General features: G+C 32.4%; 15 protein-coding genes and 1 pseudogene. 15 read left to right on the top strand and 1 reads right to left on the bottom strand.

Features of this window, described 5'->3' with window-relative positions; all coding sequences use genetic code 11:
• Window positions 1–17 precede the first annotated feature (17 nt).
• From ygfK to ACWJKP_RS17290, 15 genes and pseudogenes are all read left to right on the top strand, one after another.
• Window positions 18–3,020, top strand: a complete 3,003-nt coding sequence (gene ygfK / locus ACWJKP_RS17360; RefSeq protein ID WP_165412657.1) for a putative selenate reductase subunit YgfK — start codon at window positions 18–20, stop codon at window positions 3,018–3,020.
• Window positions 3,021–3,040: 20 nt separating this feature from the next.
• Window positions 3,041–4,414, top strand: a complete 1,374-nt coding sequence (gene hydA, locus ACWJKP_RS17355; RefSeq protein WP_165412658.1) for a dihydropyrimidinase — start codon at window positions 3,041–3,043, stop codon at window positions 4,412–4,414.
• Complete coding sequence (xdh, locus tag ACWJKP_RS17350) at window positions 4,407–6,965, top strand: selenium-dependent xanthine dehydrogenase (protein ID WP_165412659.1); 2,559 nt, start codon at window positions 4,407–4,409, stop codon at window positions 6,963–6,965. The genes hydA and xdh overlap by 8 nt, the downstream gene beginning before the upstream one ends.
• 114 nt (window positions 6,966–7,079) lie before the next feature.
• Window positions 7,080–7,808 carry a selenium cofactor biosynthesis protein YqeC gene (gene yqeC, locus ACWJKP_RS17345; protein WP_165412660.1) on the top strand — a complete coding sequence of 243 codons (729 nt, stop codon included), beginning with the start codon at window positions 7,080–7,082 and terminating at the stop codon, window positions 7,806–7,808.
• Between the two features lie 59 nt (window positions 7,809–7,867).
• The gene (gene mocA, locus ACWJKP_RS17340) at window positions 7,868–8,461 is read left to right on the top strand and encodes a molybdenum cofactor cytidylyltransferase (RefSeq protein WP_165412661.1); all 594 of its coding nucleotides are present in this window, start codon (window positions 7,868–7,870) and stop codon (window positions 8,459–8,461) included.
• Window positions 8,454–9,263, top strand: coding sequence for a selenium-dependent molybdenum cofactor biosynthesis protein YqeB (gene yqeB / locus ACWJKP_RS17335; RefSeq protein ID WP_165412662.1), 810 nt, complete (start codon window positions 8,454–8,456; stop codon window positions 9,261–9,263). Before mocA ends, yqeB begins: the two co-directional genes overlap by 8 nt.
• A 150-nt stretch (window positions 9,264–9,413) precedes the next feature.
• Complete coding sequence (locus tag ACWJKP_RS17330) at window positions 9,414–10,436, top strand: molybdopterin-binding protein (protein WP_165412663.1); 1,023 nt, start codon at window positions 9,414–9,416, stop codon at window positions 10,434–10,436.
• A 52-nt stretch (window positions 10,437–10,488) separates the two neighbouring features.
• Window positions 10,489–11,274, top strand: coding sequence for an ABC transporter permease (locus ACWJKP_RS17325; RefSeq protein ID WP_165412664.1), 786 nt, complete (start codon window positions 10,489–10,491; stop codon window positions 11,272–11,274).
• Window positions 11,275–11,353: 79 nt separating this feature from the next.
• Window positions 11,354–12,166 (top strand): molybdate ABC transporter substrate-binding protein, encoded by an 813-nt coding sequence (gene modA / locus ACWJKP_RS17320; protein WP_165412665.1) that lies wholly within the window; start codon window positions 11,354–11,356, stop codon window positions 12,164–12,166.
• 672 nt (window positions 12,167–12,838) lie between these two features.
• A complete protein-coding gene (locus ACWJKP_RS17315) occupies window positions 12,839–13,687 on the top strand; it encodes a CsxC family protein (RefSeq protein WP_462961330.1) in 849 nt (282 codons plus the stop codon).
• A gap of 517 nt (window positions 13,688–14,204) precedes the next feature.
• A complete protein-coding gene (locus tag ACWJKP_RS17310) occupies window positions 14,205–14,996 on the top strand; it encodes a CsxC family protein (RefSeq protein ID WP_224578767.1) in 792 nt (263 codons plus the stop codon).
• A 391-nt stretch (window positions 14,997–15,387) separates the two neighbouring features.
• The gene (locus ACWJKP_RS17305) at window positions 15,388–16,539 is read left to right on the top strand and encodes a CsxC family protein (protein WP_165412666.1); all 1,152 of its coding nucleotides are present in this window, start codon (window positions 15,388–15,390) and stop codon (window positions 16,537–16,539) included.
• A gap of 274 nt (window positions 16,540–16,813) precedes the next feature.
• Window positions 16,814–17,455, top strand: a pseudogene (locus tag ACWJKP_RS17300) (transposase); the annotation flags it as partial.
• A gap of 77 nt (window positions 17,456–17,532) precedes the next feature.
• A protein-coding gene (locus ACWJKP_RS17295; RefSeq protein WP_165415076.1) for an IS3 family transposase occupies window positions 17,533–18,641 on the top strand; the annotation gives its coding sequence in 2 pieces (ribosomal slippage) (window positions 17,533–17,779 and window positions 17,779–18,641; 1,110 coding nt in all).
• A gap of 199 nt (window positions 18,642–18,840) precedes the next feature.
• Window positions 18,841–20,260 (top strand): IS1182 family transposase gene (locus ACWJKP_RS17290; protein ID WP_462961329.1). Its coding sequence is split into 2 segments (ribosomal slippage): window positions 18,841–20,142 and window positions 20,144–20,260, totalling 1,419 coding nucleotides; the frame shifts between segments, so codons are not numbered across the junction.
• A gap of 76 nt (window positions 20,261–20,336) precedes the next feature.
• Here the strand turns inward: ACWJKP_RS17290 and ACWJKP_RS17285 are convergent.
• Window positions 20,337–20,819: a DUF7852 domain-containing protein gene (locus ACWJKP_RS17285; protein WP_462961328.1), complete on the bottom strand. Its 483-nt coding sequence runs from the start codon at window positions 20,817–20,819 to the stop codon at window positions 20,337–20,339.
• Window positions 20,820–20,829: the final 10 nt, after the last annotated feature.

The following is a 20,829-nucleotide window of genomic DNA, read 5'->3' as shown; positions in this document are numbered from 1 at the left end:
ATAAGGGGGCATTACCTATGGGTGATAGAATGACGCCTATTCCATTTAAAAACTTAATGGAGTGGATAATTTACGAAAATAAAAAGCAGGTCAAGATATTTGGAGTAAACAAATTTTTCAAAAAGCGGGATAATAAGGTTCTTGAAATATTTGGAGAAAAAATTGAAACTCCTTTTGGTCCAGCAGCTGGTCCACATACACAGCTAGCACAAAATATAATTGCAGCATACGTTTCTGGGTGTAGATTTTTTGAATTAAAAACAGTACAAACTCTTGACGGTGAAGATTTACCTGTATCAAAGCCATGCATAAAAGCAGAAGATGAGTGCTATAACGTAGAGTGGTCTACTGAGCTTAGAGTTTCAGAGGCATATGCGGAGTATGTTAAAGCGTGGTTTGCACTAAAAATATTATCAAAGGAGCTTGAACTAGGAAGTCCTGATGGATTTATTTTTAATATGAGCGTAGGATATGATTTTGAAGGAATAAATTCACCTAAAATAGGTGAATTTATTATGGGTCTTAAAGATGCATCTAAAAGTGATATATGGAGTGAATGCAGGTCATACGTCTTTGGAAATATGGATAAATTTAAAAATATTGACAAAGAATATGTTGAGCATATATCACCTAAGGTATGTACATCGATAACATTATCAACATTACATGGATGTCCATCACATGAAATTGAACGCATTGCAACATACCTAATAAATGAAAAAGGACTAAATACCTATGTAAAATGTAATCCCACATTATTAGGTTATAAATTTGTACGTAAAACTTTAGATAGTATGGGATACGATTATGTTTCATTTGATGAACATCACTTCAATGAGGACTTGCAATTTAATGATGCTACTTCTATGTTTAGAGGGTTACAAGATTTGGCAAGTAAAAAAGGATTGTCATTTGGTGTTAAATTAACGAATACAGTTCCAGCTCAGATTAAAAATGCTGAATTACCAGGCGATGAGATGTATATGTCAGGAAAATCTCTATATCCTCTTTCAATAGCACTTGCATATAAGCTTTCAAAAGAATTTGATGGAAAACTTAAGATCTCTTATTCAGGAGGTGCGGACGTTTTCAATATAAATGATATATTTGAAACGGGTATATGGCCTATAACTATAGCAACAACACTTTTAAAAGTTGGTGGATATCAAAGATGTGTTCAAATTGCTGAAAAATTAAACAAGTCAGAATATACTAATAAGTATGTTATGGATAATGAAAAATTAAGAGAGCTTAAAGATAAATCAGTAAAAGATATTCATCATATAAAGCATATAAAACCAATTCTTAATCGCAAAATAAATGAAAAAGTACCATTAGTTGATTGTTTTATTGCACCATGCGAGAAGGGATGTCCTATATCACAAGATATTCCAGAATATATACGTCTTGTTTCTGAAGGTAAACATCTTGAAGCACTAAAGGTAATAGTTCTAAAAAATCCGCTTCCATTTATTACAGGAACAATATGCAGCCATGTTTGCATGAGTAAATGCAGCAGAAATTTCTGCGATGAATCTGTTAATATAAGAAATATAAAATTACGAGCAGCAGAAAAAGCATATGAAAGTTTAATTAAGGAACTTAAGATAACAGAAAAAGGCAATGCACGGGTAGCGATTGTTGGCGGAGGAACTACAGGTCTTGCAGCAGCATATTTCCTTGCAAGAGAAGGAGTGAATGTAACAATCTTCGAGAAAAGAAACTCATTAGGAGGAATAGTAAAACATGTTATTCCAGGATTTAGAATGCCAGAAAAATCTATTCAAAAGGACATTGAACTTGTTTGTAGCATGGGAGTTAAAATTGAATTGAATTCAGAGCAGAATTCTGTAGATGAGTTAAAAAAGCAAGGATATAAATATATATTATTTGCGATTGGTGCATGGAAACCAGGTAGACTTAATATTGAAGGTGAAAATGTAATCAATGTAATTGATTTTCTAGAGAGATTAAAGAATAATGATAAAAAATTAAACATTGGTAAAAATGTAGTAGTTGTAGGTGGCGGTAACACTGCTATGGATGCAGCTAGAGCAGCTAAAAGAGTAGATGGAATAGAACATGTATATGTAGTATATCGTAGAACTAAAAAATACATGCCAGCGGATACCCAAGAATTGCAATTAGCAATTGAAGAAGGGGTAGAATTTAAGGAATTATTATCACCTGTAAAAGTTAGTAACGGTGTTCTTAAATGTGAGGTTATGAAACTCGGAGAACCAGATGAAAGTGGAAGACGAAGACCAGTTTCAAGCGGAGGTATGGTAGATATACCAGCAGACATTGTTATATCGGCAGTTGGTGAGAAGATAGATACTAAGATATTTGAAGAAAATAATATTAAAGTAAATGAAAAGGCGCAAGCTATTGTAGATTTAACAACACTCGAAACAAATATTGAAAAAGTATATGTTGCCGGAGATGGGTTACATGGACCAGCTACAGTAGTTGAGGGTATAGCAGATGCAACAAAATTTGCAAGAGCTGTAGTTAAAGAAGAGAAAAATTGTGATTTGACAATGAATTTGCCAAAAGTAAGCACAAATAGCGAATCACCAACAGCTAAAAAAGGGATACTCAAAATGGAAACGCGCGGTCCTAAAGAGTGTGAAAGATGTCTTGAGTGTTCAACAATATGTGAAGCTTGTGTTGATGTCTGTCCTAACCGTGCAAATGTTACTATAAAAGTAAAAGGTAATAAAATGCATCAAATAATTCATCTTGATAAAATGTGCAATGAGTGTGGAAACTGTGAAATGTTCTGCCCATATAATAGCGCTCCATATAAAGAAAAATTTACACTATTTGCTACAGAAGTTGATTTTGAAAATAGCCAAAACGTGGGATTTGTATTAATTAATAAAGATGAAAAAATAGTAAAAGTTAGATTAGATGGCGAAGTTTTAGAAGTTAATCTTAAGGAAAGCAATACAGTTATATCTAAAGACATTGAGAATATGATTTGGGCTGTAATTTCGAATTATAGTTATATAATTTAAAAATTGAAGAGGTGGGTTAAATGTCAATTATTATAAAAAGTGGAACTATTGTAACTCCTAGAAAAAGCTATATTTCTGATATTAAAATTGAAGATGAAATAATTACCTATATTGGTGAAAATTTAGAAGATGATAAAGCACAAATTATAGATGCAGCAGGTTGTTTAGTATTTCCAGGATTTATTGATTCTCATACTCACTTTGATTTAGATACAGGATACACTAGAACTGCAGATAATTTTAAAACAGGTACTGCCGCGGCTATTGTAGGTGGAACCACAACGATTTTGGATTTTGCAACGCAAAACAAAGGAGAAACTCTAAGTGAAGCGCTAATAAATTGGCATAATTTAGCTAAAGGTGTTTCAAGTTGCGATTATGGCTTTCATATGGCAATAACGCAGTGGAATGCAGATATAAAAGATGAACTTAAAAAAATGAAAGACCAGGGAATAACATCATTTAAAGCATATATGGCCTATGACAATTTGCGTCTTAATGATGGAGAGATATATGATCTTTTAAAGTGTTTGAAAAAATATAATGGTTTGCTTTGTGTTCATTGTGAAAATGGGGATCTTGTAAATACTATGATAAAAGAACAGCTTAATAGTGGAAATATGACTCCGGCTGCCCATCCACTGTCACGACCTAATATTGTGGAATCAGAAGCAGTATCAAGATATATAGACATTGCAAATTTAGCAGACGCACCTATTTATATCGTACATCTAAGTACAAAAGAAGCTTTAGAAGAGGTATTAAAAGGGCGAAAAAGAGGACAAAAGGTATATGTAGAAACATGCCCTCAATATCTGCTTTTAGAAGATAGTTCATATTTATCAGAGGATTTTGAAAGTGCTAAGTATGTTATGTCACCACCTTTAAGAAAAAAAGATGATCTAGAAAGATTATGGCAAGCTTTATCAAAGGAAGATATTGATACAATTGGAACAGATCACTGTAGTTTTAATTTTAAAGGTCAAAAAGATCATGGCATAAACGATTTTAGTAAAATACCCAATGGTATACCAGGGGTTGAACATAGACCAATCCTTATGTACACATATGGAGTAGATAAAGGTAGAATAAGTAAAGAACAAATGTGTTCTATGCTTAGTGAAAATATTGCAAAGATTTTTGGAATGTATCCTAGAAAGGGCGCATTACAAGTTGGAAGTGATGCGGATATAGTTATATGGGATATAAAAAATCAAGGAATTATATCTAAAGATAATCAAACACAAAATGTAGATTATACACCTTTTGAAGGATTTAGAACTGTAGGATCAGCTAAGCATGTTTTTCTAAGAGGGACACAGATTCTGGAGAATGGAAATATTATAAAGCAGAATTTTGGGCAATATATAAAACGGGGTGGCTGTAATGTTTAACTTTGTTGTAAATGGGAATAAAGTTAGGGCTAAGGAAGATAAAAAGTTAATTACATTCTTAAGGGAAGATTTGAATTTAACATCAGTTAAAAATGGTTGCTCTGAGGGTGCCTGTGGAACATGTATGGTTTTAGTAAACGGCGAGGCAAAAAAAGCATGTATATTAAAAACAAGCAAGCTTGTAGATAAAAATATTATAACGGTTGAAGGCCTTTCGGATAGAGAAAAAGATGTATATGGACATGCTTTTATGGAAGCAGGAGCAGTACAGTGTGGTTTTTGTACTCCGGGAATGGTCATAAGTGCAAAGAGTCTTATTGATAAGGTAGAAAATCCAACTGAGGTCGGAATAAGAAATGCTTTGAAAAATAACATCTGCCGCTGCACGGGATATGTGAAAATAATTGAAGCGGTAAAGCTCGCGGCTAAACTATTACGAGAAAATACAAAGGTACCTAAATCTACTTGTAAAGGTTTAATAGGAGAAAATTTAAATAGAATTGATGCTGTAGACAAAGTGCTTGGCACAGCAGAATATGTAGATGATATGCGTATAGATGGTATGATTTACGGTGGAGCGGTTAGAACTAAATATCCACGTGCCTTAGTAAAAAGTATAGATATTAGTGAAGCTAAAAGACTACAAGGTGTTTATCTAGTAATTACAGCGGATGAGCTTCCTGGAAGCCCAAAAGTTGGTCATATTATAAAGGATTGGGATGTATTAATACCAATGGGAAAGATAACTCACTGCATAGGAGATGCTATAGTTCTAATAGCTGCCCGAACGAAAGAATTACTAGAAAAGGCTAAATCTTTAGTTAAAATTGATTTTGAAGAATTAACACCAGTTACATGTCCGGAAGATGCACTGAAGGGAGGTGCGCCGGAGGTACATGCAAGCGGTAATTTATTAGTAACTGAAAGCATGGTATTTGGTAATGCAGATAAATATATAAAAAGTTCTAAATACAGCGTAACAAATAAATACAGCACGCCATTTACAGAACATGCTTTTTTAGAAACCGAAACGGCAGTAGCTGCGCCAGATGGTAATGATGGAATAATAATATATTGCGGAGACCAAGGAATTTATCAAACTCGAAAAGAATGTGCAGAAGCTTTAGGGCTTGATCAAAGTAAAGTAAGGGTTGTAAGTAAAATAGTTGGTGGTGGTTTTGGTGGAAAAGAAGATATGAGCGTTCAACACCATGCATCAATTCTTGCCTATTTATGTAACAAACCTGTGAAGGTTGCATTAAGTCGCAGGGAAAGCATGATGATACATCCCAAACGTCATGCTATGGAGATGGAGGTTACAACTGCGTGTGATGAAAATGGATATTTGACTGCTATGAAAGCCATCATAATAGCTGATACAGGAGCATATGCGTCGCTGGGGGGACCTGTGCTGCAAAGAGCATGCACCCATGCAGCAGGACCGTATAATTATCATAATATTGATATAATTGGGAAAGCAGTATATACAAATAATCCACCAGCTGGTGCATTTAGAGGGTTTGGGGTAACACAGAGCTGTTTTGCAATAGAAAGCAATTTAAATCAGCTTGCGCATTTGGCTTCAATAACTCCCTTTGAAATAAGATATAGAAACGCAATTAGACCAGGCCAAGTACTTCCTAATGGTCAAATTGCAGATTCATCAACATCTATTGTTGAAACTTTGGAAGCAGTGAAAGAAATATGCAAGCAAAATCCTAAAGCAGGAATAGCTTGTTCTATTAAAAACAGTGGACTAGGAGTCGGAATCCCTGATATTGGACGTTGCACGCTGGTTATAAAGGATGGTAGCGTATATATTCATACCAGTGCGGCTTGTATTGGACAAGGGCTTGGGACTATATTAACGCAAATAGTTTGTGAAACCCTTAATATGTCATCGGATAAAGTGGTACATGCAGCGCCAGATACTTTGACTTGCCCTGATTCTGGGAATACAACAGCTTCACGCCAAACATTATTCACAGGTGAGGCAGTAAAAAGAGCAGCTAGAGAACTTCTTGATGCATTAACATATCAAACATTAGAAAACTTAGATGGGCAAGAATTCTATGGAGAATTTAAAGGGATAACTGATAAAATGAGCTCAATTAAACAAAACCCTGTAAGTCATGTAGCTTATGGCTATGCTACACAGGTAGTTATTTTGAATGATGAGGGTAAACTTTTGAAGGTTATTGCGGTTCATGATGTTGGTACTCCTATAAATCCTAAAAGTATTGAGGGACAGATTGAAGGCGGTGTTGTTATGAGCCTTGGATATGCTCTAACAGAAGATTATCCGCTTAGGGGCAGCGTACCAACTGCAAAATTTGGAACACTAGGATTGTTTAAAACAACAGAAGTACCGAAAATAGAATCTATTATATTAGGTAGAGGAAATATGAACCTTGCATATGGGGCAAAGGGAATAGGGGAGATATGTTCAATACCTACTGCGCCTGCTGTTGCTGGTGCGTATTATAACTATGATGGGGAGTTTAGAACAAAGCTACCTATTTCGAATACACCGTATAGTAAGAAAAAATAAGTTGAGAGTTGAGAATTGAAAGTTGAGAGTGAAGGGGATTTTTCTGAACGGAAAAATCCACCATTAACTTTCCACTCTCAACCCTCAACTTTCTACTGAATTAAGGGTGATATCATGAAGCTGAGTAATTATATGGAACTGAAGAAAAATGATATTATATCTTTTGTAGGTGCAGGTGGCAAAACCACAATGATGTTTAAGCTTGCAGAAGAGCTGAGAGCGAATAATAGAGTCTTAGTAACTACAACCACTAAGATATACATTCCATTAGATGATAAGTATGACTTTATATGCACTGATAAAGAAATGATTTCAAGGTATATTACTATGAATAAAAATGGAATTTATATTTTAGGATTAGCTGTAAATGGAGAAAATAAAATATTGGGGCTAAGCACAAAAGAATTAGATGAGTTAGCACCATATTTTGACTATATACTAATAGAGGCAGATGGAGCAAGAGAAAAACAGCTAAAAGGGTGGAATGAATTTGAACCAGTTATATACGGAAAAACTACAAAAACTGTAGGAATTATAGATATACAGTCATGCGGTACTCTAATTAATGAGAGCAATATTCATAGAAGTAAGATATTTTGTGAAATAACGGGGGCAAAAGAGGAAGAAACTGTTAAACTTGGACACATATCTAAGCTAATATTTCATCCTAAGGGGTTGTTCAAGGGAGCACAAGGAGAAAAAATACTATACATAAATAAAATAGAAGACCCCAATCATTTAATGTTAGCCAGGTTGTTAGTTAAGGAAATAAATTCAAGGAATAAAAAGTTATTAAATAAAGTATTTATTGGAAGTTTAAAAACTAACGTATATTTTCGATAATCTTATGTATGAAATTAAGGATTAACTATTCATTATGGGTGAGAGTAGGTGATATTATATTGATAAGTGCTATAATATTAGCATCAGGTTATTCAAGGAGAATGAGAAAAAATAAGCTTTTTTTAAAATATAAAGGTAAAATGCTAATTGAACATACTATAGAAGTAATTAAACAATGTTGCTTTTCAGAGATAATTATTGTAGCTAGAGAAGTTGGAATAATAGAAATTGGTAAAAAAAATGGTTTGAAAGTTATTAAAAATGAAAATGCAGTTAAAGGAATAAGCGAATCAGTTAAATTGGGTGTAACACATACAGCAGAAACAGATGGATATATGTTTTTTACGGCGGACCAGCCTTTTTTAGATGTAGATACGATAAAAGAATTAATTGACGAATTTAGAGAAAATTCAAATTATATAATTGTTCCAAGGTGTGAGGGTAGACGTGGTAATCCTGTAATATTTCCGTATGTGTTTAAGGAAGAGTTTTTGCAGTTAGAGGGAGATGTCGGTGGGAAAATAATAATAAATAAGAATTTAGAGAAAGTTAAATTTGTAGAAATACATGATAGTGCAAAGTTATTTGATATTGATACTAATGAAAATTATGAGTATATTCTAAAACTAGAGGAGAATAATGAGTATGTTTAATGATATTGTGATTATACGTGGTGGAGGAGATTTAGCATCTGGCACAATTCAAAAACTGCATAGAAGTGGATTTAGAGTATTGGTTTTAGAAGTAGCAAAACCTACTGCTATTAGACGAAGTGTTTCTTTTAGTGAAGCAGTATATGAAAGAGAAGTAAAAATAGAAGGAATTATAGCTGCACATGTGTGCTCTTTAAGTGAAGTAGAAAATGCCTGGAGTAATAAAAAAATTCCAGTGATTATAGATGAAGAAGGTAAATATATTCAAAAAATAAAACCTAAAATTGTAGTTGATGCTATTATTGCTAAGAAGAATATGGGAACAACAAAGGATATGGCAGATATAACTATTGCTATTGGGCCTGGGTTTACAGCAGGTAAAGATGTAGATGTTGTAATAGAGACCACTAGAGGACATAATCTTGGTAGACTTATTTTTCATGGACAAGCTGCTAAAAACACAGGGATTCCAGGAAATATCATGGGGTACTCTAAAGAAAGAGTTATACATTCGACTTGCGCTGGAATAATTAAGAATGTTCTTGATATTGGTGCTGTGGTTGAAAAAGATGAAGTTATTGCCTATATCGGAGAGAATCAAATAAAAGCAACAATATCAGGATTATTAAGAGGGATTCTACGTAGTGGAAGCACTGTAAAAGAGGGATTTAAGATTGCAGATATCGATCCAAGGGTGTCGGAAAAAATGAATTGTTATACTATTTCTGATAAAGCAAGAAATATAGCAGGGGGGGTATTAGAAGCAGTACTTTATTTAACGACATTTCAGAAGGAGGGCTAATATTATGGAAGAAAAAGACAGAGTTAGTTAGAGAATCTTTAGAATGTATATTAGATAGTGTTCATCATAGATTACAAATTCTTCTTGGCATACTGGTGAGTGTTGGATTAAACAATATTTATTTTAAAATATAAATTAGAGGTGATTGATATGAAAAAAATACCTGTAAGAAAGTCAGTCGGGTCCGTTTTATGTCATGATATTACTCAAATTGTCCCAGGAGTAGTAAAGGATAGAGCATTTAAAAAAGGACATGTAATTAAAGAAGAAGATATTCAATTATTGCTTTCATTAGGAAAAGGCAACATATATGTATGGGAGGAGAAACAAGGATACCTTCATGAAAATGATGCAGCAGAACGATTGCGATGCCTTACAGCAGGAGTAGGACTTACATTTAGCGAAGTAAAAGAAGGTAAAATTAATTTCATAGCAGAATACGATGGACTTCTTATAATTAATACAAAATTGTTATATGGACTTAATTCCTTAGGTGAGATAATTTTAGCTACATTACATAATAACTATCCTGTAAAAAAGGGACAGAAGGTAGCAGGAACAAGAGTTATTCCACTTGTAATTGAGGAGGATAAGATAAAAAAAGCAGAGGAGTTAATCGGTGACGCGAAAATTGTAAGCATCATACCGTATGCACCAATGAAAGTTGGAATTGTTACTACAGGGAATGAAGTATATCATGGTAGAATAAAGGATGCTTTTGGTCCTGTAATAAGAAGTAAGGTGGAGGAATACGGTTGTGAAGTACTTGGACAAGCCATACTTTCGGATGATGAGAATAAGATAACAGAAGCAGTAGACGCTTGGATAGAGCAGGGGGCTGAAATGGTAATCTGTACCGGTGGAATGTCAGTAGATCCAGATGACGTTACGCCTACAGCAATTCAAAATACAGGGGCAGAAATTGTAACATATGGATTGCCCGTGCTTCCAGGCGCAATGTTTTTGCTAGCTTATAAAGGTAATATTCCAATCTTAGGACTGCCGGGTTGTGTAATGTACTCTAAGAGAACTATATTTGATTTGGTATTACCAAGGGTACTCGCAAAGGAAAAATTGAGTTTTGCTGATATAGCAGCATATGGTCATGGGGGACTTTGTATGGAGTGTGAGGAATGTAGATATCCTGATTGTACCTTTGGAAAGGGAGTATAATAAATTTAAAATTAAGAGTGGCACATGGACTTATAATGAATAGAGGTTTTTTATGAAGTATGAAGGATTATTCAAGGTAATTTTAGCTTTAACATGCAGTATATGTGTTTTGTTTTTATTAAGCCCTATCATTGCACTTTTTATATTTCCATGGGAGAAATCTTTAGAGTTGATTTTAGACTCATTTGTCTTACAGGCACTTATAATAAGCTTGAAAAGCACTTTTCTTTCTTTACTAATAATTATTGCATTAGGTATACCAACAGCATATTACATGGAAAGGTACTCATTTTGGGGAAAGAGGCTTGTTGAAATCATTGTACAGTTGCCTCTTGTACTGCCTCCAGCAGTGGCTGGTTTACTATTATTAGTTACTTTTGGGAGAAATGGACTTATAGGAAAATATCTATCTCCATTTGGTATTCAGCTACCATTCACTTTTATAGCTGTGGTTACAGCACAGGTGTTTATAGCAATGCCTATATTTATTCAATCAGCACGGGCTGGATTCAAAAGGGTGGATAGAGAACTAGAGAACTCAGCAGCAGTTTTGGGAGGTTCGCATTTGCAGATATTTTTTTACGTTACACTCCCATTATCTAAAAATGCATTGTTAACTGGTGCTGTTCTTTCTTGGGCAAGATCCCTTGCCGAGTTTGGAGCGACTATCTTATTTGCAGGAAATTTGGCAGGAAAAACACAGACGCTGCCGTTAGCTATATATACGGCAATGGAAAAGGACTTAAACCTATCTATGGGAATGGCAGTATTATTGGTTATTGTATCAGTTGGAGTTTTGGGTATATTGAAGTATATCACTAAAACTGAGGAGGATTAAGAGGCTTGATTAATACGGAAGAGAATTTTTGACTTTAAATGAGATATATAGAATTGTGAAGTCAGGGGGCAGAGAAATAATGAAAAAGAGGTTAGTGAGAGAAATATTAATAGTTATGACTTTGTTATTAATTATGTTAAGCGGAGGATGTAAAGCAAAACAGGCAGATAAAGCCTCAAAACAAGAAATTATTGTTTTGGCAGCATCTTCATTAACAGAAAGCCTTGAAGAAATTATTAAATTATTTGAAAAAGAAAATCCTAAGGTAAAAGTAACGCTGAATCTGGACAGTACAAGTAGATTAAGAGTTCAGATAGAGCAGGGAATAAAAGCTGACTTGTTTCTATCAGCAAATAAAGAGCATTATGATGCCTTAAAAGAAGAAGGATATATTTCAGAAGGAGAAGCCTTTTTACATAATTCCATGGTTCTGATTGTTCCAAAAAGTAATCCAGCTGAGATTGAAAAGCTTGATGATTTACAGAATAAATGTAAACTTGTTATAGCTCAGAAGGAGGTGCCAGCTGGAGAGTACACGAGAAAGATAATTCATTCTCTAAATCAGCAATTAGGAACACAATATGAGGGAAAGGTACTAAGCAACATAGTATCAGAGGAGAGTAACGTAAAACAGGTGGTAAATAAGGTTGTAATAGGAGAAGCAGATGCAGCATTTGTTTATTCATCAGATATTACAAAAGGCGTGAGGGATAAAGTTAAGATAATTGATATTGATCCTAAACATAATGTAGAGGCAGAGTACTGGACTTCTAAATTAAAGAATGAAGAAGAAAATAAATATGCAGAGGAGTTATATTCATTTTTATTGAGTAAAGAAGGTAAGGAAATTTTTCGAAAATATGGATTTAATAGTGCAAAGCAGCAGCCTTAATAAGTTTATAGGGCTGTTTTTTATTTGATATAAGAATAAACTATTAAATTATTAACTAATGATAGGATAAGGTTATTAAGGGGTATTTAAGTTGCTCATTTTATAATGCACTATATTTTAATTTCTCAATGAAAAAACATGCAAGCATATGAATAAATATTCATTTAAATTAGTTGGTAAATGAATTTAGAAATCGGTATTTTAAAGTTTTTATCATACAAAATGGAGCATGTAAACAAGAATAAGCCTCGATGGATTATTAGTTGTTTAATATTGATTTACAAGGAAATGTACTATTCTTAATTAAGACTGGTGATAAAAAAGAAAAGAATTTAAACCTCAGAATTTGTGATGCGCATAATCAAAAAAATAAAGATTTCAAAATGTTTGATATTGACAATATATTGATTGTAGATGGTTTGATAGTTTTGCCATATTATTTTTATTTAATCATGATAGAATTTTTGTTTTTGTCCATTTTTCAGTAACACAAAACCATAAATCGTAATAGTATATACAGTAAAGATTGCACAGGAAATCTTACATTAAACCGATCGGCTAGCGTAATATTCAACAGGGAGAGTAGAGGTCAGAATGTAATAGATTTAGTGCAATCTATATATACAAGATTTACTAATACTTTCGTTAGATAATAAGGGGGATAATATTTTTATGAATATTAATTATAAATCAAATCAAGAAAATCAAGAAAATCAAGTAAATCAAGAAAATCAAGAAAATCAAATTACGAGTAATGATTCTTATACTGCAGCTTGTTGTACACCAAGTCATCCTTGTGCAACAGTTACTACTCAAGCTGAATCAATAACTGAACAAATGGATGTAAAACCTATTGTTATTAAAGATGGACCTGTAGTAGTTAAGGTCCCAGTTGTATTAGCAGAGACAAATATAACAATTCCTGTTGAAGCTACTATCACATTAGACCAAGTAGCCATGGAAATTAAACGTATTAAAAAGAATGTATTTTTAACTCAATCCCGTCTTATTCCATTTTCTCAAGACAGCCGTCATGGCACTGGGATATTATTTATAGCAGGTTTTGTTAGAAAAAATATAGAGTATGCAACTCAAACTTGTCCGATAGGTACAAGTGTAAATGTATGTGGCGATATAAGGCACTGTACAGTTGAAGTTCCTTTTAATTTTACTACTAGAGTTACTTTCCTTAAGAAACCTGTTTTTAATGAAAACACTACTCCAAGTGAACTAGAATTCTTTACAGATAAAATACAAGACTGCGATGTTTGTTCAGATCCAGTAATTGGACGTAATCCTTGCGATCAGAGTTTCTTCTTCACAGAATACTTTAATGAAAAACCTTATGTTGAATTAGTAAGGGCAGATGTTACTGAAATTGATATTCACACAAATCCAACTTCAAACTGCCAAACTCCAATAGAACAAAAGTTCACAAAACTCACCGAAAAAATAGTGATAAATTTAACACTAAAAGTATTACAAAACCAGCAGGTAAGAGTTACAGCAATCGACATCTAATCTATATCTAGCATAACTGCATAGGGTTGTTAGAAATAAAATTTAAATTAGAAACTGAATTTAAGTAATATTATGATTTTTGGATTAAGAGTGGATTTTATCCCATATTTATGGTTAAAATTCACTCTTTGTTTATTAAATAATTCTCGAGTATTATATACTAAATTTTATAATTACTTTTTTTATTATAAATATATAAAAGGAGTGCTTTTTTTAGTGAATGGGACAAAAATAGTCCGGTGTTTTTTGTCTTAAAACAATTTTAAATTTCATCTCCAAAGGATATAATAGTTAATTTTTATTTTTTAACCCCTTTTTCAGTAACACAAAACCATAAATTACAATAGTATATACTATAAAGGTCATGCTAAAAATCTTACATTTTATTGAGTAGCTAACGAAAGCTTCAACCGGGAGAATAGAGGGCAGAATGTAATAAATTTAGTGTAATCTATATATACAAGATTCACTGATTATACTTATACTTTGGTTAGATAAAAAGGAGGATTCCATTATTATGAATATTGACTCTGAACCAGATCAAGAAAATCAAATAGATGATGCGTTTACTGAAGAGTGTTATAAACCAAGCGATCCTTGTGCAAACGTTACTACTCAATCTGAATCAATAACTGAACAAATTGATTCATCGCCTGACGTTATTAATGCTGGACCTGTAGTAGTTAAGATCCCAGTTGTACTAGCAGAGACCAATATAACAATTCCTGTTGAGGCTACTATCACATTAGACCAAACAGTCATGGAGATTAAACGTATTAAAAAAAATGTATTTTTAACTCAATCTCGTCTTATTCCATTTTCTCAAGACAGCCATAATTGCACTGGAATATTATTTATAGCAGGTTTTGTTAGAAAGAATATTGAGTATGCAACTCAAACTTGTCCGGTAGGTACAAGCGTAAATGTATGTGGAGATATAAGGCACTGTACAGTTCAAGTCCCTTTTAATTTCACTACTAGAGTTAATTTCCTTAGGGCACCTGTTTTTAATGAAAACACTACTCCAAGTGAACTAGAATTCTTTGCAGATAAACTTGAAGGCTGTGATAATTGTGCAGATTCAGTACTTGGACGTAATCCGTGCGATCAGAATTTCTTCTTAACAGAATTCTTTAATGAAAAACCTTATGTTGAATTAGTAAAGGCAGATATTACTGAAATTGATATTCACACAAATCCAACTGAAACTCCAACAGAACAAACGTTCACACAACTCACTGAGAAAATAGTAGTAAATTTAACACTAAAAGTATTACAAAACCAGCAGGTAAGAGTTACAGCAATCTAATCCATATCCACCATAAGTATATAAGGTTATTAGCACTAAAATTTAAATTGAAAACTGAATTTAATATCATAATCATTCTATTAGATATTAATTAATTTACATGCTGTAGATCCAAAGCTTACTAAGAGTGGTTTTGGGTCTGTTTTTAGGATGAGGTAAATATTGGACATACGAAGGAAATAACTAGAATTATTATGTAGATATAGCTTACCCTTAGCTAAAATAAAACATAAAAAAGTACAACATAAAATTAATAATCTAATTTTAGTTACGACGAAAAACTTCATAAAAAATATTATTAATCCCAAAGGACCTATTACCGATTTGTTTTAAAAGTAATAATATCTTTCAAATACTTTAATTTATAACATTTTTAATAGGAGGAGAGGCTGTGTCCAGATTACGCAATCAAAGAGAATATGATAATAATCGACATAAGAGAAAATATGATGAAGAACATCATAAAAAGGAACATAATGATGAGCGACTTAAAAGAAAATATGATAAAAATTATCATCCAGAAAAAGATTTTCTTAATTCTTTTAAAACATTTATTGCGGAAATCAATAACTATATTCCCTTAGAAAATAATGTAGAAGATAAAAAGCAAGATTTATTCAAATATGTTCCCTTAAAAAATAATGTGCAAAATAAAGACCAAGATTTATCCAAGGATGATGGCTTAGAAAATAAGAATTATACTAGGTTTGAAGATGTATATAATGAAGATTTACTAGAAGAAAATCATAATACCATTGAAAAAGAAGAGTTATCTAAAGAAACCTATAAAGATCAAGTGGATGAGCTTACAATTAAAAATTGTAAAACAACGGTTACTTCTGAAATGCTACCTCTTTGTGAGAATATCCCTCATACTTCTGAAGTCACTGTGGAGGCTGTAACGGTAAAAATTCCGGTGGTGTTAACAGAAAGTACGATAGCTATTACTATTGAGTCTTCTCTTAAGCTAGATGATATTGTATTACAAATTAAACACATTAAAAAAAATGTATATTTAAATCAGTGCAAACTTATTCCTAATTCTGAAAATGGCAAGCCGAATACCGGAATACTATTTATAGATGGCTTTATTAGGAAGAATATAGAATACATCACTAAAGACCATAATGATGAAGGAGTATCATGCGGAAAGGTTAAACATGCTACAGTTAAAGTTCCTTTTAAATGCACTACCAGAGTCACGTTCAACACTTACCCTAAATTTAAACCAAATACTTATCAAGATGAAGTGGAAATACTACAAACTAGCATTAAAGTTTTCGATCCTTGCGGAGCAGATATAACTGGAAGAGATATTCGAGAGCAAGGTTTTAAAATGATTGAATTCTTTAATGAAAAAGTATTCTGTGAATTAGTTAGTGCTGAAATTGTTGAATCTGACATTCTTGAAAATCCAATAAATAAAGAGTGTAGAACACCTTTAGAACAAGGATTTCATGATATTACTGAAAAGGTAGTACTATTTCTAACAATAAAATTATTGCAAAATCAGCATGTGGAAATTCCACAAAAACATCAGTAGCGATAATGAAATATCTAAAGAGTGTAACTTCTATAAAGTTTTATGAGGTTATGCTATCCTAAAAGGAATGCTAACTGGTAATGAGCCTATATGCTAACATACAAAAAACAAGAACATAAGAGTAAATCTTATGTTCTTCAGACCGTTGACAAACATAAAATGTAAAACACTCTAATTTAAAATTGGAGTGTTTTTTTCATATTCAAAAAGGATTTTAGGACATCAATGTCGAATATATATAGTATACAAACTTTATAATTCGGAGGGCATTATTATGATTAATGAAAAGAACTTCACACAACAAAAACTAGAAATGGTGTATTTAGAAGATTTAGTTCCTAAAGACCATATTCTGAGAAATATAGATAAATACATGGATTTCTCTTTTATAAGAGAACTGACTAAAAAATATTACTGCTTAGATAATGGAAGACCTGGCGTAGATCCTATTATACTTTTTAAAATGCTGTTTATTGGGTACTTATTTGGAATAAAATCTGAACGACAACTTGTAAAGGACATTGAAGTAAATGTGGCTTATAGATGGTTTCTAGGACTAAGTCTTACTGATCCTATTCCAGATCATTCAACAATTAGCCAAAATAGACGTAGACGGTTTAAAGGTACAGATGTGTTTCAAAAAATATTTGACAAAGTAGTATTTAAGGCTATAAATCTTAAGATGGTAACCGGTAAAATACTTTACACAGATTCTACACACCTAAAAGCAAATGCTAATAAGCGAAAGCTTGTGAAAATTGAAGTTGAAAAAACGCCGAAATATATAGCTGAACTTAATAAAGCAGTAGAAGAAGATAGAATAAACCATGGTAAAAAACCTTTAAAAGAAAAAGAACCTGTTACCAAAATAAAAGAAACTAAAGTTAGCACAACCGACCCTGACAGTGGATGGATAGGTTATAATTAGTTGTACAATAAATATTCGGACATGGTATAATATAAAAATATGAGAAAGAGAGAGTGGTTTATATCATGGGGAGAAATGGGAAAAATTATACTGAGGAATTTAAAAAACAACTAGTAGCACTTAGGAATAATGGTAAGGTTATTGCAGAAATATCAAGAGAATACGGGGTGGCTAAATCCACTATTAATAAATGGGTTGCAGATTATAGTAGTACTGGATCATTTAAAGCAAAAGATAATCGCAGCGATGCCGAAAATGAGTTGCTTAGATTGAAAAAAGAAAATGCTAGATTAGAGATGGAAAATGATATTTTAAAGCAAGCAGCGCTGATAATGGGACGAAAATAGAACTTATTTTAGCAAATAAGTATAAATACAGTATTAGCGCAATGTGCAGAGCACTAGGCATTCCAAGAGGGTTAGTTTACTATAAACGTAAAGAACGCAGGTTTAATTCAGAGTTAGAAAATGCAATTATAAAGATTTTCAAAGATAGTAAAAATAACTACGGTACAAGAAAAATAAAGGTTGAGCTATCCAAGATAGAAATTCAGGCATCAAGAGCTAAAATAGCATGCATAATGAAGAAATATGGACTAGTATCAAATTATACTATTAAACAGTTTAAAATACATAAATCTGGTTGTAACAATGATAAAGTTGACAACATCGTTAATAGAGATTTTCAAAATAGATCCAATCTAGATGTTGTTGTAAGTGACCTAACCTATGTAAATGTTGCTGGAAAATGGCACTACATATGCCTTCTTATAAATTTACATAATAGAGAGTTAATAAGTTACTCTGTGGGCAAGAATAAGGATGCTAAGCTTGTATATGAGGCCTTTATGAGGGCAGATTGTAATCTAAGCAACATAAATATATTCCATACAGACAGGGGCAACGAATTTAAAAATAAGATTATAGATGAGGTTTTAGAAACATTTAAGATCCAAAGGTCACTTAGTAAAAAAGGCTGTCCATACGATAATGCAGTTGCAGAAGCAACGTATAAAATAATAAAAACAGAATTTGCATATGATAGAGTATTTAGCAGTTTTGAAGAATTGGAACGAGAGTTATTTGATTACGTAAACTGGTATAATAACCATAGAATTCATGGTTCGTTAGACTATATGACACCAAAGGAATATAAGGTTAAGATGTCCGAATAAAGTTTGTACAAAAAAGTATTGACAATCCAACCTGAAGAACATAAGAGTAAATCTTATGTTCTTCAGACCGTTGACAAACATAAAATGTAAAACACTCTAATTTAAAATTGGAGTGTTTTTTTCATATTCAAAAAGGATTTTAGGACATCAATGTCGAATATATATAGTATACAAACTTTATAATTCGGAGGGCATTATTATGATTAATGAAAAAAACTTCACACAACAAAAACTAGAAATGGTGTATTTAGAAGATTTAGTTCCTAAAGACCATATTTTGAGAAATATAGATAAATACATGGATTTCTCTTTTATAAGAGAACTGACTAAAAAATATTACTGCTTAGATAATGGAAGACCTGGCGTAGATCCCATTCTACTTTTTAAAATGCTGTTTATTGGGTACTTACTTGGAATAAAATCTGAACGACAACTTGTAAAGGAAATTGAAGTAAATGTGGCTTATAGATGGTTCCTAGGGCTAAGTCTTACTGATACTATTCCAGATCATTCAACAATTAGCCAAAATAGACGTAGACGATTTAAAGGAACAGATGTGTTTCAAAAAATATTTGACGAAGTAGTATTTAAGGCTATAAATCTTAAGATGGTAACCGGTAAAATACTTTACACAGATTCTACACACCTAAAAGCAAATGCTAATAAGCGAAAGCTTGTGAAAATTGAAGTTGAAAAAACGCCGAAAGAATATGTAGCTGAACTTAATAAAGCAGTGGAAGAAGATAGAATAAACCATGGTAAAAAACCTTTAAAAGAAAAAGAACCTGTTACCAAAATAAAAGAAACTAAAGTTAGCACAACCGACCCCGACAGTGGATATATGATGAGAGATGGCAAGCCGGAAGGCTTCTCATATTTAGATCACAGAACTGTCGATAGCAGACATAATATAATTACTGATGTGTATGTTACTCCTGGAAACATAAATGATGTTGATCCTTATATCGATAGATTAGATGTGCAAATAAAAAAGTTTAATTTTAATACAAAATATGTTGGTGCAGATGCTGGTTATGCTACAAATCTTATATGTAAAAAACTATATGAGAGGGAATTAAAATCTGTAATGGGATACCGTAGGTCTCCACATACAAAAGGAATGTACACAAAAAATAAATTCCAATATGTTAAAGAGCAGGACATTTACGTATGCCCTGCCTTAAGGGCTTTACATTATAAAACAACAACAAGAGAAGGATATAAAGAATATGTTGGTAATGTAAAATATTGCGACATATGTCCAAACAGAGCTCAATGCTTTTCTGCAAAAAGCAAGTTTAAAACTATTAGAAGACATGTTTGGGAAACGTATAAAGAAGATGTTGTAAAGTTCACCAGAACAGATAAAGGCAGAAATATATATAAAAGAAGAAAAGAAACTATAGAGCGAAGCTTCGCAGATTCAAAACAACTGCATGGGCTTCGCTATTGCCATATGCGTGGATTAGAAAATGTGCAAGAGCAGTGTCTGCTTACAGCAAAAAGTGCAGAATATGAAAAAGATAGCTAGACTGCTATCTTTAAGGTTTTTTGATTTTCTAACTAAGAACATAGTTGTTATTTTAAATTTATCCATAACTCAAAATGCTATCGCATAATTGCATGTAAAAAGCCCAGTATAATAAAAAAATTATACTGGGTTTGTAAACAACCTGAAGAACATAAGAGTAAATCTTATGTTCTTGTTTTTTGTATGTTAATAAAAGATTTATTATCATGATTTTCATACATAGGTAGTACCTTACTACTAGTTAAATATATGTGGCTTTTCATGTTTTTTATATCTAATGTATCATTTTTTAATCTTAATGTTGATTCAATAGAAATGTTTATATTTTTTTCTGCTATTATTATGGGAAGTGTTGATATGAAGTATTCTGAATCATCTTCAGCATTTACTTGTTGCACCGTAAGTATATATTCTGAATCATCTTTAGCATTTACTTGTTGCACCGGAAGTATATATTTTGAATCATCTTCAACATTTACTTGTTGCACCGGAAGTATATATTCTGAATCATCTTCAACATTTACTTGTTGCACCGGAAGTATATATTCTGAATTATCTTCAACATTTACTTGTTGCACCGGAAGTATATATTCTGAATCATCTTCAACATTTACTTGTTGCACCGGAAGTATATATTCTAAGAACATAAGAGTAAAT

It is taken from the genome of Clostridium sp. CM037 (genome assembly GCF_055081095.1).
The sequence above is the reverse complement of the archived record's forward strand: the minus strand, read 5'-3'. Positions and strand labels throughout refer to the sequence as shown.